This is a genomic window from Bradyrhizobium yuanmingense, assembly GCF_029167105.1.
In the GTDB taxonomy this organism is placed as follows: Bacteria; Pseudomonadota; Alphaproteobacteria; order Rhizobiales; family Xanthobacteraceae; genus Bradyrhizobium; species Bradyrhizobium yuanmingense_A.
This window is the reverse complement of record NZ_JARFML010000071.1, coordinates 1-14,302: the sequence shown is the minus strand read 5'-3', so window position 1 is coordinate 14,302 and position 14,302 is coordinate 1. Positions and strand designations below refer to the sequence as shown.

Here is a 14,302-nt window from a genome sequence, read left to right as displayed (position 1 = left end):
CGAGACCCGGCTCGATGGCTCGGTTCTCGACCGCGAAAGAGCCGCCAGCGCTTCAATCTCATCGTCGGTCATCGCCAATTCGACCGCTTGCCGCCATCCTGCCATGAAACCGCTCCTCGTTGCGCCAACCGCAACCGAGCAATCCGCCAACACTCAATCAGTTCCAGCGCAGGCTTCTTGGAATCGATCGTCTAGCGCGTACTTCGCGTTTTTTCGGCTCGCAGATCGGGATCGTTTGTGTGGTGAAGTGTGACCTTGTCAGGCATCAGGAAGAGGTTAGGGAGAAAGCCATCGAGGGGATGAAGCGCGGTCTCCGCTTGCAGTCGCTGCTGAAAATCTTCAAGGATCTTAAGAAAACCTATCGAACGATCGCGATCCTGAATTTGCCGCTGTTTACAAAGCTTAGGCGGCCGGAGGCCGGGCGCGGCTTATCCGGGCGATGACGAAGACGAAACGGCGGAATCGGTTCAACGAGATTTTTGCGCTTCTCCCAACTGCTCTTCCCACCAGGTTGCGCTTCGATGACGTTATTATGTATGCCCCGCTTCAATGGATGCGACTCAACGCCTGTTTTCGATCGACAGAATTCGGCAAATGGCTTGCTATCGGTTCCCTCAACTGCGCATTGATCCGCTATCGTAGGCCTCCGCGACCGCTGTACGCTTAATACGCCGTCCGCAACATTGGCGTCAGTGGCGGCGATCCACCGTGCTGTATCTCTCCAATAACCTTGAAGCCATGGCGTTGGTAAAAGGGAATGTTCTTTGGATTCGAGCTTTCGAGGTAGGCAGCGGAGGCCTGCTCATCACATCGTTGGAGAGCGCGCTTCATCAGCAATGTGCCAAGCCCTTGCCCGATCCAATTCGGATCGACGGCAATGAGAGGCAGATACCAATGTGGCTCGGAGGGACGATGTTCGGCCATTTCTCGCCTTAGGTGGGCCATGTCTTCACTTACATCGGGGCTTAGCGACAGCGCCATTAGTACGTTTAGAGCCTCCTCATCCTGCTGCACGCCGGGAGGCAGCCACAGAGCCGCCGCACGACTGTCTCCCGTGGCGTATGCTGTGCCATGTTCGAACGCTCGTCCGCCAGAGGCGCTAATGTACTGTGGCATGCTCGTAAGATATTGCCGGATGTCAGGCCAACTCCAGCGCATCAACGGATCGGCGGCAAAGGCGCATACAATGGTCCAAACAGCGTTTACCCGAATGCTTGCGTTCGCAGTTGTGATATCCGCCTCCATTATCATGATATGGCCCTTCGCGCGCGGAATGATGAGGTTGGAATATGGAACCGATGTGGATGTGAGCATAATGTGTGCGAGGCGGAGGGGGCGTCGGATGCGCTTGTTTGCCGTCTAGGCACTCATCCTGATCAAGGCCTCGCCTAGCCGCTTCGGACGAAGCTTCCTCAATGGGAGACCCGGATCCTTATACGTCACGGTGAGGACCCGTACTTGTTGCGCTGTACGCGTCATGTGTTCGTGCAAGGAAGGTGTGCTAACAACAACGTTTGCCAGCCCGACGATAGCAACAGAAGCCAAGAGCAGTCTTGCTTTGCCAAAACAATGCGAACTGGTGCTACTCGTGGAAACTGGATTCACTTGACCAGTTTAAGCACCGCGATCCAACTTGAAACCTACCAAATTTAGGGGGCGCGTTTGTCATCATCTTCAACTTTATTTGCGAGTAAAATCTCGCCCCAGTTGGTCTGGAAGATTCCCAGCCTTACCGCCCGGAACAGCGATCGCGCTTGAGCGCAAGCCCCGCCGCCCTGAAATCTCTGCGCCCCGCCGGCAGAAGACGCAGCGTCCTGACCTTCGCGTCCAAGGTAGGCACGTTGCGATGACGTACGGCTCCGTCAGCGCGCCCAGGACCTCCATGCGCAGGGCCTTGGGCGTGACACGTTGCGGAGCGGTGGCGGGGTCGCGCGACAAAATGTTTACCCAACCTACAGGTGGGTGGCAGCGTCGTTATTCCGGCGCCGAAGTCGCCGGCGATGGTGAAGATCTGCGCCGGTGTCGCCGTCTCCGGGGCCCACCCGCGCACGGCGAAGGCACGGCGCAGGCCAATGATTAAGAATGAAACTCGCGAAGCTATTGGGCAAAAGCTCCTTGGCGTCCTCCCGCAATAGACGTGACCGGACACATGATGGCCGAACTCATGCGCGCAATTGTAGGCGCGCCGCGGCAGCGCCCGTCGCGCAGAGAGATGAATGCGCAGAAGGGCGCCGCTGATACATTCCCTCCATGTTGATGTTGCTGAAGCGCAAAGCGACACTCAGCGTCTCGCATAGCCTGCAGATGGAAATTGGGCCGGCTTGGCCGAGCTTCGCTTGGCGCGCGTGGCCGCGGTGGCCTGCATGGTCTGGGTCGCAGCGCGGCGCTTGAAGCTGAGCTTCGTGGTGCGCATCACATTTATCAGCGATTGCCGCCGTTCGAAGCCGATAGGCGGCGATTGCCGGATTCCATCTCGCTGACGGATGGGCGATGCAGTGGGAGCATCTTCGCGACGTGGTCTTGTGACAGGCCGGCCAGCTTGCGCGTTCCTTCAGACGCTGGGCGATCTGCGACCGTTTGGTGGAATCGAGCTCGGTCATGCTGCGGCTGCTACCCTCTCGCTCTGCCTTTGAGTAGATCGCGGACGAAGACAGCGGTCTCGTCGATGCAGCGCGGGAGCTTGGTCGTCTCGTCGAACTTCGCGTCGTTTGGGATCGTCGCGCCGATCTCGGTGGCGAGCCAGACCTTGCTATCGAACCTTCGGCAGGTTCTCGACGGGCTCGGTGCGGCCGCTGAGAGGAGGGAATTTGAGGCGATCGGCCTGAATCGGACCTAGGATGACGAACAGCTTCTCTTTCAATGCGGAGGGGTTCCAGGAGACCTCCTTAATCCGATGGATAGGTAAGATAATCTCACATCGCACGTCAAAGGCCCCTCTCTGGCTTAGCCACTCGATCGCCGGTGGACGAAGGCGTTTTCGACAGGCCTGAAGGACGGGAACTCGCCGAATGATACGTTTACGGATCATTTGCGAGGAAAAAGATCTGTTTCCGCTTCCCCTTGTTTGCGTTCGATGATCTGTTTACATATCATTATGTAGCAAGAGATCCGAAAGCGTATCATGGCTTCCATCCCAAACCCGCTTCTCCAAGAACTCGGTCTGCGCTTCCGAAAGGCCCGCATGGCTGCTGGCTTGTCTCAGGAGCAAACCGCTCTTCGTGCGAACATCAGCAGACCTCGCTATCGCGACATTGAAACGGGGGCTGCTGCCGCCCGTGCAACGACACTCGTCAATATCGCCCGCGCCCTTGGCATGGAAATGATGTTGATCCCGCAGGCGATGGTGCCCGCCATTCAGTCGATGCTGCAGCCCGCTGCCGACGATGAAGATCGCCCCGCATTCACGTCAGATGCCGAAGAGGACGAACGGTGATGAATCAGGGTGTTCTCGCGGCTGAAAGAATCCAATCGCTCGATATCTTATTGAACTATGTTCCCGTCGGCACAATTGTTCGCACGCCGGGTGACTACCACGCGTTCAGCCTTTTGCCCGCTTACCGGGGCGCGAACAATCCACCGATCTTCAGCCTGTCGCTTCGCTCAGCGGATGGCGGCCTCCGGCCGGATCCCAAACCTCTACGCGGGGCGCTACCTCCGTTCTTTGCGAATCTGCTGCCCGAAGAGAAACTGCGCGAAGCGATGGAAAAGCACCACGCCGGGTCAGTCAGGCCGGGAAACGACTTTGATCTCCTCGCTGCGCTCGGAACTAACCTGCCAGGAGCGGTACGCGCGGTGCCAAGCGACGGTAGCCCTGATCCAGCCGGCCCGGAGGCCGAAGGCAAAAAGAAAGCACGCTTCTCGCTCGCCGGCGTTCAGATGAAGCTTTCTGTGATGAAGAACACAGGAAAGGAGAGGGGGATCACGCTTGCCGTCGACGACGAGCAAGGGCAATACATCGCGAAATTTCCCTCCCTCACGCACATCGGACTCTCAGAAAACGAATTCGCGATCCTGGCCTTGGCGGAAGCGTTGGGAATGGAAGTGCCCGCACGCGAACTCGTCGAAAAGACGGAGTTCACCGGCATTCCGGAAGAGTTCAACACCATGTCCACGGGCAAGGTGCTGCTCGTCCGCCGCTTCGACCGCGGCGCTGACGGCGCGCGCGTGCATATGGAGGACTTCGCGCAGGTCTTCGGGCGCTATCCGTCCGAGAAATATACCGGTGCAGCGTACCACAATATCGCTGCAGTGCTCACCAGCGGCGTCTCCTTCGATTCGGCAATCGAGTTTGTTCGGCGTCTCGCACTCACCGCAATCACTGGAAACGGAGATATGCATCTCAAGAATTGGTCGCTGCTCTACCCCGGAGATGGCCGGACACCCACGCTGTCGCCTGTCTATGACGTGCTCTCAACAGTTCCCTACATTCCGAAGGACGGGCTGGCACTAAGCCTCGGCGGCGAAAAGTCGTTCAAGGCGCTGACTCCAGAACGCTGGCGCAATTTCGCGAACCGCAGCCGTCTTCCGGAAGGAGCGGTGGTGATCGCCGTAGCCGAGATCGCGGCTGCCGTGCGGGACAAGTGGTCAGTTCTTCCAGAGCGCGACGTTGTGCCTGCGCAGGTCCTCGCGCGGATCGACACACATATCGATGAAATGGCATCTATCCTTGACCCCTGAGGTTGGCAGATCGTGAACTGCACATCATTCGCCCCAAGGTCTTCGCTTTTCCGGCGATCAGCTCTGACAGGTCGGAACCCGGCATCTATTTGCCTTTTGTTTGAGTGAACCTTTGCCATCAACTGGCAAATTCACACAGCCGGCAAACCAGAAAACCGTCCTTTTCGTTCATGCGTTCGGCTATCTCGCAAAAAGCCGGCCCTTCGAACAGATCCGTATAGCTGTCCCGGAGAAGATTGCCCAAAACGTGCCGCCGCTCAAAATCCATACAGCAGAGAGTAACGTAGCCATTTGGGAGAAGAACATATGCGATGCTGTCGTTCGTCAGGACAAGTCAGTGCTCCGGCGATCGGCTGTCGTGTTTCAACGATCTCAGGATTGACGCCTCCACGCAGCGGACGAGAGCGGATCAGCGCTTTGTAGGGAATGATCTCGACAAGGTCAGGATGGATCTCTCCCATCACTATGAATAGCAAGGATGAGATGTCTGCGTCGATCAGTTGACGCGTCAAGTCGATATAGTTGCGCCCGACTAGGCCACTGTCCGTGTAGGTGCCGTCGTCAAAAACATGTACCAAAAAAGCCCGGAAATCCACCGCTTGCAGGCTCGAAGATCCCGCTCATTCATTCCTACAAGTGTCGTGGAAATCCGGATGCCCTGGCCAGATGCGTGGGCATGCTCAACCATTTCCTTAAATTCCGGATTGAGAAGGCTCCGAATAGCCTGAAAAGCTGATACCGACAGCTGCTGGTACGCGCGCCAGGCATTTCTTGAAATCTTCAAACCGAAGATGCCTTGCGTGAGATACGGCCCTTTGTCGGATCGCGAACTTGCCCTGTGGACAATAAGTCCATCCGACGAACCAACCGGTGGTCGTCGTTATTTCCAGGACCCTCCCGTCGGAAGATGACAGAACTGGGCATGGCCTGTGAACTCATCGGGTGTAAATTATCCATTTTCAGGGGTCTCCCAGGCGTCGTCTGGCGTCGGCGCGATCGTCGGCACTCTGACAACCATCTGCTCCGCTTATCTCGGCTGTTGAGCCGCCGAACGACTATCAGCCTCCGGAGCCCGAATACGTAATCGGTTTCCTGATCTGCCACGGCATCGACACGCAAGGCCCGTGCTTTTCCAGCGCGTTGAGCAGCGAACGCTCGTGAGCTCGACGCCCTCCATCAGCGATCAGGCCGGGATCGGCAGCGGCACGCACCTGGGCCGGAACGGCATCGAGCGCGCGCTGGAGGTTGTCGGCGATGTCGAGCACGTCACGGGCAAAGCCGGTGACCCCGTAGCGCTTGGAGTCAGCGGCCTCTTTGGCGGTGTGCTTGCGCAGATTTTCCATTTCGGCCAGCGTCCGCAGCATGCGGTCACGCGCCTCGGCGGCTTAATTCTGCAATAGCTCGACCGAGCCCGGCTCAGGCGTCGGCACGGTCGGAGGATTTTCCAATCCACTCGACTGGTTGCTCACACTTCTCGGTCCTGTGCCGAACGGCCAAGCCTTTCCGCTTCCGGAGATGCGCAGAGCCGCGGGAAAAATCTGCGCGAAACACGGCCGGGGGCAACGAAAAGCTGCATCCTTCCTCCGCGAGGAAAAGCCGTGGTACCTCGGGGCATGGCGTTTCTATCAGCGCCGCAGCTACTTCGCGGTCCAGATTACTGAGACCTGGTAGCTGTGGGCAACTGAATCCAACTCGCCGATTATGGATCAACTGCAGGCGGACTACTTTCCAGCACATCGCAGCCAGTATGCCGGAGAATGCGCTGGCGCACTTGCGTGCTCATCGAGGCCCGAACGGGTGCGCGGCTGCTGATCGAGGGATCGCCAGATGTGCTCGATCGCGGCACTCTCTTGTTGCTCTCGAAAACAGGGCCGAGATTTCGGCAATGCGAATTGGTTCGACTCGATGGCTGCGAAGCCGATGTTGAGTATGCGAGCGCACAAACCGCTCGTTCGCGTGGCAAAGCAAGGCGCACGCCGCGCGCGACGCGACCGGTCTTCAATGGATGACGCGATCGCTTGAAGGGAGCGCGAGAATACGCTCACGGGGGCGAGTCAAACCATAGTAATCACGAAGAGTGCACCCGCGTAGTCCTGAACGAACGAGCCAGGTTCGCGCCGGGTCGGTTCGGTCATACGCGGGCTCACCGAAATCGGGCATTCGTGCCATTGTCGGTGAGGGAGGCGGCTCCGAACTTCGGCTTGATCGGTCCGGTGTTCCTGCCGCCGTTCTCGCAGGTGACCGGCGGGCAGATGGCAGCTCCGCAGTTAGGAAGAATTGTACGACGACATCTTGGGGAAGCGTGCCGCGTGCCTTGAGCGGATTTCTGATGTCGGTCGCCTTGATCGTCCCGCTTGGCCTGGGCGTCGGATGGTGCGCCCGGCTCGGAAATCTCCTGAAACAGTTCACCGAGCCTGCCAGAACACCGCATCACTCGCGGTAATGCCTGTCTTCATCCTGTTTCTGGACATTGGCGAGCTCTCAAGATCACGATGTGATATATATAGAGAGAGCTGCGCCTGGTCGCTCCTGCTCAACACGATCGCGGCGGTGAAGCAGGTCGAGCCGCTCCGGATCACGTCGGCGCGGGCGATGCGCGCGATGCCGCAGCAACTGTCGGTGATCCTTCCGGCGGCGCTTCCGACGATCGTCGTCGGCATTCGCCTCGCGAGCGCCTCGGTCATGCGCGTGCTCGTCGCATCCGATGTCAAAGGGCTATTTCATCATCAAGAGCCAGTACAGTTTTTGATCCCGCAGATGTACCCTCGCGATTACAGCCGTCGAGCTTACGTTCAGGGCCATCCTGCAGGTGATCGAGGGATTTCACACAATGGAAAGCGCTGGCCTCTGCTTAATGGTCAGCAGAGCTCCGTTACAAGGGACGGACGAACTCGTCGCGCCGTTCTCGAATCGGGTCTGCATATACCAGCCATGTCTCACCCACGATCCTGGAGCGCGATCGTATCAGCTGATTGCTTCCGACGACGGAAGCGATGGAAAAAAATAGAAAGCGGGCGATTGGCCTCACTGACTGCGGGATGGGTCCGCGCCCATTCTGGCCGTACCGGAACGGTGATCGTGGCCAGTGGCACCCACGCTCGTTCGAGCGTCACCGGATCGCGCAACTGGGCGACTGTGTCGGTGCGGATGTCGAGCCACTCGAACGATCGACCATGGACAGTGACAAGCTGAGCGGGCCGCAGTGTGGCGAAATGATCTTGACGAGAAACCCTTATCACTCGACAGACTCGAATTCCATGTTCTTGAGCGAGTTCAAGATGATGTTGCCAAACTGTTCAACTACGGGAAGTAGTGGCTTGACGGTCCCTGACCGGAAGACCGCTAGAGTGGTCGCCCATGGCACGCCGTTCCGTTCCTAGAACAGAAACGCTGTAGTGAGGGGTTCCAGAAAGGCTTAGTCGGCGTTATTTGCAACGGCAATACTGCGTCTGAGACGTTGCGGCAGCTCCGATTATCCTGCGCCTACGTCTGACCTCCGACGAGTTTGATGCATGCGATCTGATCTTCAGTCCGCCCAACAGAGTGGGGGAAGTGATTGCGGCACTTCGCCTGACAACGGACATGCTCGCCCCGCTCACTCGAGAGTGCACCGGAGTTCGTGACGCGACATGCCGCCTTCGACGAGGCGACCACCCGCCTGGATCGAAAGTGATGAGGGCCATGCCTTCCGGTTTCTTTTGCCGGCAGGAAGCTTGGATCAGAACTGGCCTAGTTTGGTTTTCCAAACGTTTTCTGGGAAGCTCCTACTGAGCATCAGTCTGTCGCCAGTCGCTGTGGTGCCGTTTTCGGCGGAGCAATGCCGCAGCAAGCAAGGCTGACAGAGCATAGCCGCGCCCCTGGCAAATCGGCCTGACCTCGCAATCTGATTCCGCCGCGATCAACCCGCTCGCTGGAAACGACGCGAACGCCCGCGAAAAAGTCTCTTGCGCGTGCAGTGCGGTCGTGTATTGGTGCAGTGCGGTAGCGCTTCGCGCGACCGTCGTCCTCCTTGGACGTTTCCTCCCTAGACTTGGGCCGCTTGTCATTCGAGCGGCCCTTTTTTCGTGTGCCGAGTATGAACGACAGCTTGGAGGTGGAAGTCCTCTACCCAGCCTGATGGTGGCGAAGGGTTGCCGATACCAGATGGACGAGGTTTCCGTTGACTTCGACAACTTTCCATCCCGGGGCGATCCATAGTTCCTCTTTCGTGAGAAAGCCCAAGGTATCGCTCCTCGTGAAAGGTGTCGGCAGGCCAGCCCACAGTTCAAGGATTTCCGCTTCGGATATGTCACGCGAGTTAATCGCGACCTGCAATCGAGCAAGGAGTTCACCCTTACGATTGTCTCGCAACACGCGATCCGCCGTCGCCTTGGCCATCGCTATTTTTGAGCATTCTGTTTCAAGTACACCGAGGTCGCGGGCGCTGGATCGATTACAATTGCGCCTTTGCCGCGATTGCAAGGAGGGTGCGCTGGGACCCAATTCTCATTACTGTCAAAATTGAACGTATTTGGAAGCCCGAAATGAGTGCGGACGTCGGCAGCCTTACCGCCGCCTATCCGGCGGTTCAGTGGATTATGCGGCTTCAGGTGCCGCGACGGAAGCCAAGCCGAGTGAGCTGAAGAACGCGATTGGCATGGCGATGGTGAGCGCGGGACTGTTCGCGAGCCGCCAAGGGCCATGTGGGCTTCCGGCGGTTCTCGCCGCCCGATCCCGACCGACGCCGCGCGCCCCGGTCGAGGTGGCGCTGTCGGCGGGAGAGGACGTACTGTTCGACATTGATTGGCAGGGCACGCAACAGCTTCGCGAAAAAGCGCGCGCCGACGTGGTGAGCGTTTTCATCCTGCCTCCGTCTCTGGCCGACCTCGAAAAGCGGATGCTTTCGCGCGCGCAGGATTCCAATGACGTGATCCGCCGCCGCATGAGCCGCGCCAGCCACGAGATGAGCCATTGGGCCGAGTACGATTACGTCGTCATGAACCAGGATATCGACGATGCCTTTGCCGAAGTGCATTCGATCCTCGAGGCAGAGCGGCTTAAGCGCGAACGGCACTTTGGGCTGGCCAATCGGATCCGCACTGCGATCGAAAATTGGTCCACGTCATCTGGCAACCAAGATTTGACAGCGGCAGAAGACAATAACCAGCCTTCGCCTCCCACAGAGCCGCGTAGCGAGGCGCCTTCCGAGCACAGTTCATCTCTAAACGGCGAACGCTCTGACTCAATCGCGGGAGTCCGCCTTTGAGTTGCTGCACGCGCGTGTCGCTCTGTTGGAAGCCGCGCTAGCGACTCGACCGCCCGGAATGGGTCACAACCGGGACCCGAATATCCACGATGAACTGAGTGTGGACGAAGCGGAAATTGAAACCTTCATTTCGCGCTTACGCGACCAGCGAGCCACTGCACCAGTTGACCTGCCGGAGCTGATCGAAGCGGCGCACGTCGCCGACCCTGCCGTCAACAAATGGCGAGAGCGAACAGACGAGTTTGCTAAGGGTGCATTGAAGGGCGCAGGATTCGTGGCTGGGAAGGTACGAGCAGAGAAGCTAGCGCAGGCTGCGTGGGTTCAGTCTGTTTATTCTGCCCTTGAAGGCGTGTTTGAAAGTCTCATGCACTGGCTGACTTTTTTCTAGTAGGGAGACTGCGTGAAACGACGGCTTAATTCCGCAACTCCGCGCGAATGATCCTGTACACCGGCTCGCTCAACTCGGTTGGCGGCCACACCAAGGTTCGCCTCGATCCGGCGAATAGGGGTGGATCCGTACAATTTCGATCCATCCAATGTAACAGCTTGGTCCCAGTTGCCGCACGCCGTCTTGGAAAAGCACCAGGGGTCTATGCCGGGCAAGAGGGCTTTGAGCAGCACTTGGCTGAGGCGCCCACCCAATCCGGGTCCCGTCTACGGTGGCGGCCGCAACCACCATCCCGATCTCTCTGCAGAAGATCGAGACATTATCGATAAAGGCGATGGCCCAATATGCGGCTCAGAAAAACCCAAAAGTGAAGAGGATTAAGCGCCATACTCAGGCGCTTCGCCCGCTTCGGTGTTTCCTCAGCGGATGCCGCTACCGCGGCGGTCTGCATCGGCGTAAAAAATGGTGCAACTTGTTCCCGGGTCCGCGCTCGTCAACGCCAGGTAAACACCTGACTGGCCGACACTCCGTTGCGACGCGCAACCTCAGCCACCTTCGCGCCCGGCGCCAACGTCTCCTCGGCCATCCGTGCCTTGTCGTCCTGCTACCAGCGTCGCCGCCGCTACAGCCCGCCCAAAACCTCGACCGCATCACCTGATGAGTTTAAGTTACACTTAAGGTCACACGCTTCGCGAAGGACCACCCCTCATCCAAGATGGCCCCCGTCAGATGCGTACCGCAAAGACCCGACAGGCGTGCTTCGGAAAGCCTCTAAGACGCGCGGACCCATGCGGGCGAGGACATATAGATCTCTCCGGCTGGTGGGTTCTCCCGCTTCCCGCGTGCCCCTGGATCACTCCGTGGCGAGCCGTCACTGACTGGTTCCTGCTTCATTCACTCTCTCCGCAGCTGTCCGAAGAGGGGCAATTCCCGGGGCAGTTTTCCGGTTGGGGCCACACGTGAGCGAAAGTACGTTCCCGACGGTGCGCCACCGCACTCTGCGCGCCAGGAATGTCGAACAAGGCTGCGCTCGCAATGATCGTCAAGTTCGAAGAGGCGGACGGAAAAAGCTGCGTCTGTCGTTGGCAACAACCACTTGCAGAAGCTCTTCCCGTCTAAATTCGCTGACGAATCGAGTCGTCAGACCGGGAACTCAATCCACTGCCGTCTAGCCCGTTGGGGCATCAACATTCGTTGGTGGTTCTTTATCCCACGATAAGTCACACGTTGGGTCGAAAGACAAGTAATCGCAAGTCAGTTCTTCACCAGGTTGCACGTCACGCGCCGTCACAATTCGGCAATGATTGTCTTGGCATGTGTTTGGCTGGCTGCTGTGGTTCATGAAGCGGGCGTTGTCAGCGTTGTACTCTATCACGCCATCGTTTGCCTTGTAGTCTCTTGGATAGGCATGCTTATCAAGTAGAGCTTGAAATGTTGGATCCAGGGCCGCGTACTGCTCAGGCGTCACCGCGATATCAACGATTGAGTTGTGAATCCAAATCAACGAACCTTTGGGCAAAAGAGTAGCGGAGAAAAGTCCGATACCGCCAAACTGGTCTGGCTTCAGAATAGTATCAACGATCAACATTGAAGAAGCCTCCCAGAGTCACCGGGCAAGCTAGCTGACCTGAGTTCCGAAATCTCCTGCACAAAATGGTAGGGTCGTCTCATCGTGCCTCTATCACTTTGGATGTTCTTGCGCATTCCTTTCGGCAGTCTGCGGCGGATCCCCCTCCGCGGCACCGCCTTCGTGGTGATTCTAAAAAGGGACCTGCAAGTCAGGGGGATTCCGGGCGAAGATCCGCGTCCATCAAGGCGGCGAGCTCGTACCGCGTGATCGTGATCTGTTGACCTATTAGCGCGGCGGCACGCTGGAATTTCTCGCGGCTCGGCAAGCCGCCGACAAAGGTTTTTATCGAGGTCTTTGAAGAGCCGCTTTCCGGCCGAATGCGTCAATGCCCCCTCACTCCTGTGCCTTGGGGGCCCAGGAAAAAAGAGGAGACATGGGCAGATATTGCAGCGAAGAGCGCACCATCGGCGGTCGGTAGTTCACCGCCGATCTCCCTGCACAATCGCCTCCGCGCAACTAGCCCGCCAACGTGGTCACGCCGTTATCAAAAACAAAAGGCAAGAGAATTGTTCGGCTCAACAAGGAGCGGCTAAGCGATGATGCCCGCAAGTTCATCGGTGCCGGCAGCGCCTATCCTCACCGGCAGAACCTCGCCAAGCTCGCAAGAGTCATTGAAGCAAGCTATCGTCCATCAAAGTCCGCTACCTGAGCTAGCGGGACGCTTCTCACGTAGCGACTGTCCCTGGCGTACATTTGGGGATGATAGATGAGCCGAATGTCATTGGGTCCTCCCGGCCCCAAAAGGGCGGTGTAACGCTCACCGTGAATGTCGTACTGCTTCATCGGCTGCGCTGCGTCCGGCAAGAGGCCCCAGCGGCCGAGCTTCGAGATCACCGAGATTGGGGCGGGTTGGGTTCAGGATCTGCTGTGGGCGATGATGGAAAACGCCGGCCCATCGTCGTCTCTCGCGCCAACCGAGCGTCATGACCAGGCCGCGGATTTAAAAGTGGCCGTTCGTTCCTTGAACTCGCGGCATGGCGACCAACGCACGTCCGTTCCGCTTGAGGGTAGCAGCGTCCTGCCGAGCCAGGACACCCCACCCGCTCCTTTCATAGTTCATAACGACCGCTTCACGGCGCTGTTCGTGCCCGCGGCGGCGATGAGGGGCGGCTCTCCACTCAATTTGTCAGGCGCACCTATTCATTTCGGATCTCGACCGAAAAACGTTCCGCAGCCCAGCGCGCAGCCGGCGAATCGGCCCTCGCCAGCACGGCTTGCAGGGACGATGGAGCAAGCCGCTCCGGGGTCGGCCCGGACTGAGACGTCGCCTGCGGCCCGCGAGGTCTACGCTGCATCATTCGCCGTTCCTGAGGACTTTTCGCACGGTAGCCTTCGGCAGGAAGGACCAACTGACCGCTCGGCTGAAACGATGTGCCGGCAGTTTCCGTCAGCTCGCGCGCGACTGAATTGCCTGGCCCGCTGAGCTGGCGCTCAATGGCATCCGCTTCTCTCACTCAGTATCCTCTGCCTCTTCGCAGGCCTCAACTGCCCGGTGTAATCCTCACTAATGAGGACATCGTGAGCCGAAAGGGGCTATCCCGGTTAGCTCGTTTGCAGCAGGCTGGTAGGCGTCGCTCCAGTTGAAGTAACGAACGGCTTCTCCAAGATCCGGTTCCTGGTGACCGGGCGCGGTCGGGTTGAGTGCCGATGCTGGGATGGCTTCGTCTATCGGCCCTCGCTGATCGTGCCGTTCCGCACTCAGCTCCTCCGGCCAAGTCAAAGCTTCCCGCGGCGCGCTATGCTGCGCAGCAGCGTCCCCAAAGCGTCGCGTGACTGCGTCTTGGGGATCAGGACCGTCGGCGCTCTGATGCCCAAGTCCCAACGCCTCGGCGCGTCTGCGGCCTTCTTCAGACAGATGAGGATGGTAGTGATCTGGTGAAACAGGATTTTCTGCAACGGCAGAGGTATCAAGCTGGAGCACTTAATCCAGGTACGGCTCAAACTCCGCTTGCCGCTGTTGCGGTTGTGGCGCCGCGGCGTTGGAAGCAGCGAAGTCTCGGTCGAACGGGTTATGTCCACTCCCGGGATTTGAGTTGGTTCGCAATGCCAAGCCGATAGTGTCGCTCTCTCTCTCGGTCTATTAGGATCAGCTGTCGAAAAGCTGACGCGCTTGGAGACTTATCCTGATTGCGTCTCCGATCACTCATTTTGGCGCTCTTGACCGCGACTAGACGATCGATTCCAAGAAGCCTGCGCTGGAACTGATTGAGTGTTGGCGGATTCCTCGGTTGCGGTTGGCGCAACGAGGAGCGGTTTCATGGCAGGATGGCGGCAAGCGGTCGAATTGGCGATGACCGACGATGAGATTGAAGCGCTGGCGGCTCTTTCGCGGTCGAGAACCGAGCCATCGAGCCGGGTCTCG

Annotated in this window: 12 protein-coding genes and 2 pseudogenes; 5 read left to right on the top strand and 9 right to left on the bottom strand. The window is 58.5% G+C overall.

The genetic code is table 11. The features are described from left to right. Positions 1 to 119 precede the first annotated feature (119 nt). Positions 120 to 443 (top strand): hypothetical protein, encoded by a 324-nt coding sequence (locus tag P0R31_RS39580; protein WP_275520710.1) that lies wholly within the window; start codon positions 120 to 122, stop codon positions 441 to 443. 220 nt (positions 444 to 663) lie between these two features. Here the strand turns inward: P0R31_RS39580 and P0R31_RS39575 are convergent, their stop codons facing one another. Both P0R31_RS39575 and P0R31_RS39570 read right to left on the bottom strand, forming a co-directional pair. Next, entirely contained in the window at positions 664 to 1,251 is a 588-nt protein-coding gene (locus P0R31_RS39575) for a GNAT family N-acetyltransferase (RefSeq protein ID WP_275503673.1), read from the bottom strand. Positions 1,252 to 2,162: 911 nt separating this feature from the next. Further along, positions 2,163 to 2,600: a hypothetical protein gene (locus P0R31_RS39570; protein ID WP_275520708.1), complete on the bottom strand. Its 438-nt coding sequence runs from the start codon at positions 2,598 to 2,600 to the stop codon at positions 2,163 to 2,165. 521 nt (positions 2,601 to 3,121) lie between these two features. On the opposite strand from P0R31_RS39570, the gene P0R31_RS39565 reads away from it, so the two are divergent. Both P0R31_RS39565 and P0R31_RS39560 read left to right on the top strand, forming a co-directional pair. Further along, positions 3,122 to 3,433, top strand: a complete 312-nt coding sequence (locus tag P0R31_RS39565) for a helix-turn-helix domain-containing protein (protein ID WP_275503676.1) — start codon at positions 3,122 to 3,124, stop codon at positions 3,431 to 3,433. Continuing rightward, complete coding sequence (locus tag P0R31_RS39560) at positions 3,433 to 4,677, top strand: type II toxin-antitoxin system HipA family toxin (RefSeq protein WP_275520706.1); 1,245 nt, start codon at positions 3,433 to 3,435, stop codon at positions 4,675 to 4,677. Before P0R31_RS39565 ends, P0R31_RS39560 begins: the two co-directional genes overlap by 1 nt. 118 nt (positions 4,678 to 4,795) lie before the next feature. Here P0R31_RS39560 and P0R31_RS39555 read toward each other — a convergent pair whose 3' ends face one another. From P0R31_RS39555 to P0R31_RS39535, 5 genes and pseudogenes are all read right to left on the bottom strand, one after another. Then, positions 4,796 to 4,945: a hypothetical protein gene (locus P0R31_RS39555; RefSeq protein WP_275520704.1), complete on the bottom strand. Its 150-nt coding sequence runs from the start codon at positions 4,943 to 4,945 to the stop codon at positions 4,796 to 4,798. Beyond that, positions 4,935 to 5,273 (bottom strand): hypothetical protein, encoded by a 339-nt coding sequence (locus P0R31_RS39550; RefSeq protein WP_275520702.1) that lies wholly within the window; start codon positions 5,271 to 5,273, stop codon positions 4,935 to 4,937. The genes P0R31_RS39555 and P0R31_RS39550 overlap by 11 nt, the downstream gene beginning before the upstream one ends. A gap of 462 nt (positions 5,274 to 5,735) precedes the next feature. Continuing rightward, positions 5,736 to 6,047 (bottom strand): annotated as a pseudogene (gene grpE, locus P0R31_RS39545) (nucleotide exchange factor GrpE); the annotation flags it as partial. Between the two features lie 1,035 nt (positions 6,048 to 7,082). Next, a complete protein-coding gene (locus P0R31_RS39540; protein WP_275520699.1) occupies positions 7,083 to 7,361 on the bottom strand; it encodes a hypothetical protein in 279 nt (92 codons plus the stop codon). A 1,420-nt stretch (positions 7,362 to 8,781) separates the two neighbouring features. After that, positions 8,782 to 9,054, bottom strand: coding sequence for a hypothetical protein (locus P0R31_RS39535; protein WP_275520697.1), 273 nt, complete (start codon positions 9,052 to 9,054; stop codon positions 8,782 to 8,784). 343 nt (positions 9,055 to 9,397) lie between these two features. On the opposite strand from P0R31_RS39535, the pseudogene P0R31_RS39530 reads away from it, so the two are divergent. Together P0R31_RS39530 and P0R31_RS39525 are read left to right on the top strand one after the other, a co-directional pair. Beyond that, positions 9,398 to 9,754: pseudogene (locus P0R31_RS39530) on the top strand (guanylate kinase); the annotation flags it as partial. 226 nt (positions 9,755 to 9,980) lie between these two features. Next, complete coding sequence (locus tag P0R31_RS39525) at positions 9,981 to 10,310, top strand: hypothetical protein (RefSeq protein WP_275520695.1); 330 nt, start codon at positions 9,981 to 9,983, stop codon at positions 10,308 to 10,310. A 493-nt stretch (positions 10,311 to 10,803) separates the two neighbouring features. Here P0R31_RS39525 and P0R31_RS41240 read toward each other — a convergent pair whose 3' ends face one another. Both P0R31_RS41240 and P0R31_RS39520 read right to left on the bottom strand, forming a co-directional pair. Then, on the bottom strand, positions 10,804 to 10,896 hold the full coding sequence (locus P0R31_RS41240) for a transposase (RefSeq protein WP_128266740.1): 93 nt from the start codon (positions 10,894 to 10,896) through the stop codon (positions 10,804 to 10,806). Positions 10,897 to 11,478: 582 nt separating this feature from the next. Further along, entirely contained in the window at positions 11,479 to 11,898 is a 420-nt protein-coding gene (locus P0R31_RS39520) for an SET domain-containing protein (RefSeq protein WP_157288008.1), read from the bottom strand. Between the last annotated feature and the right edge of the window lie 2,404 nt (positions 11,899 to 14,302).

What these genes read in the sequence shown, in the direction of transcription:
- P0R31_RS39570 (WP_275520708.1), bottom strand. Translation starts at nt 2,600, where the DNA reads ATGACCGAGCTCGATTCCACCAAACGGTCGCAGATCGCCCAGCGTCTG.
- P0R31_RS39560 (WP_275520706.1), top strand. Translation starts at nt 3,433, where the DNA reads ATGAATCAGGGTGTTCTCGCGGCTGAAAGAATCCAATCGCTCGATATC.
- P0R31_RS39575 (WP_275503673.1), bottom strand. Translation starts at nt 1,251, where the DNA reads ATGATAATGGAGGCGGATATCACAACTGCGAACGCAAGCATTCGGGTA.
- P0R31_RS39520 (WP_157288008.1), bottom strand. Translation starts at nt 11,898, where the DNA reads ATGTTGATCGTTGATACTATTCTGAAGCCAGACCAGTTTGGCGGTATC.
- P0R31_RS41240 (WP_128266740.1), bottom strand. Translation starts at nt 10,896, where the DNA reads ATGGCCGAGGAGACGTTGGCGCCGGGCGCGAAGGTGGCTGAGGTTGCG.
- P0R31_RS39540 (WP_275520699.1), bottom strand. Translation starts at nt 7,361, where the DNA reads ATGACCGAGGCGCTCGCGAGGCGAATGCCGACGACGATCGTCGGAAGC.
- P0R31_RS39555 (WP_275520704.1), bottom strand. Translation starts at nt 4,945, where the DNA reads ATGGATTTTGAGCGGCGGCACGTTTTGGGCAATCTTCTCCGGGACAGC.
- P0R31_RS39535 (WP_275520697.1), bottom strand. Translation starts at nt 9,054, where the DNA reads ATGGCCAAGGCGACGGCGGATCGCGTGTTGCGAGACAATCGTAAGGGT.
- P0R31_RS39525 (WP_275520695.1), top strand. Translation starts at nt 9,981, where the DNA reads ATGGGTCACAACCGGGACCCGAATATCCACGATGAACTGAGTGTGGAC.
- P0R31_RS39565 (WP_275503676.1), top strand. Translation starts at nt 3,122, where the DNA reads ATGGCTTCCATCCCAAACCCGCTTCTCCAAGAACTCGGTCTGCGCTTC.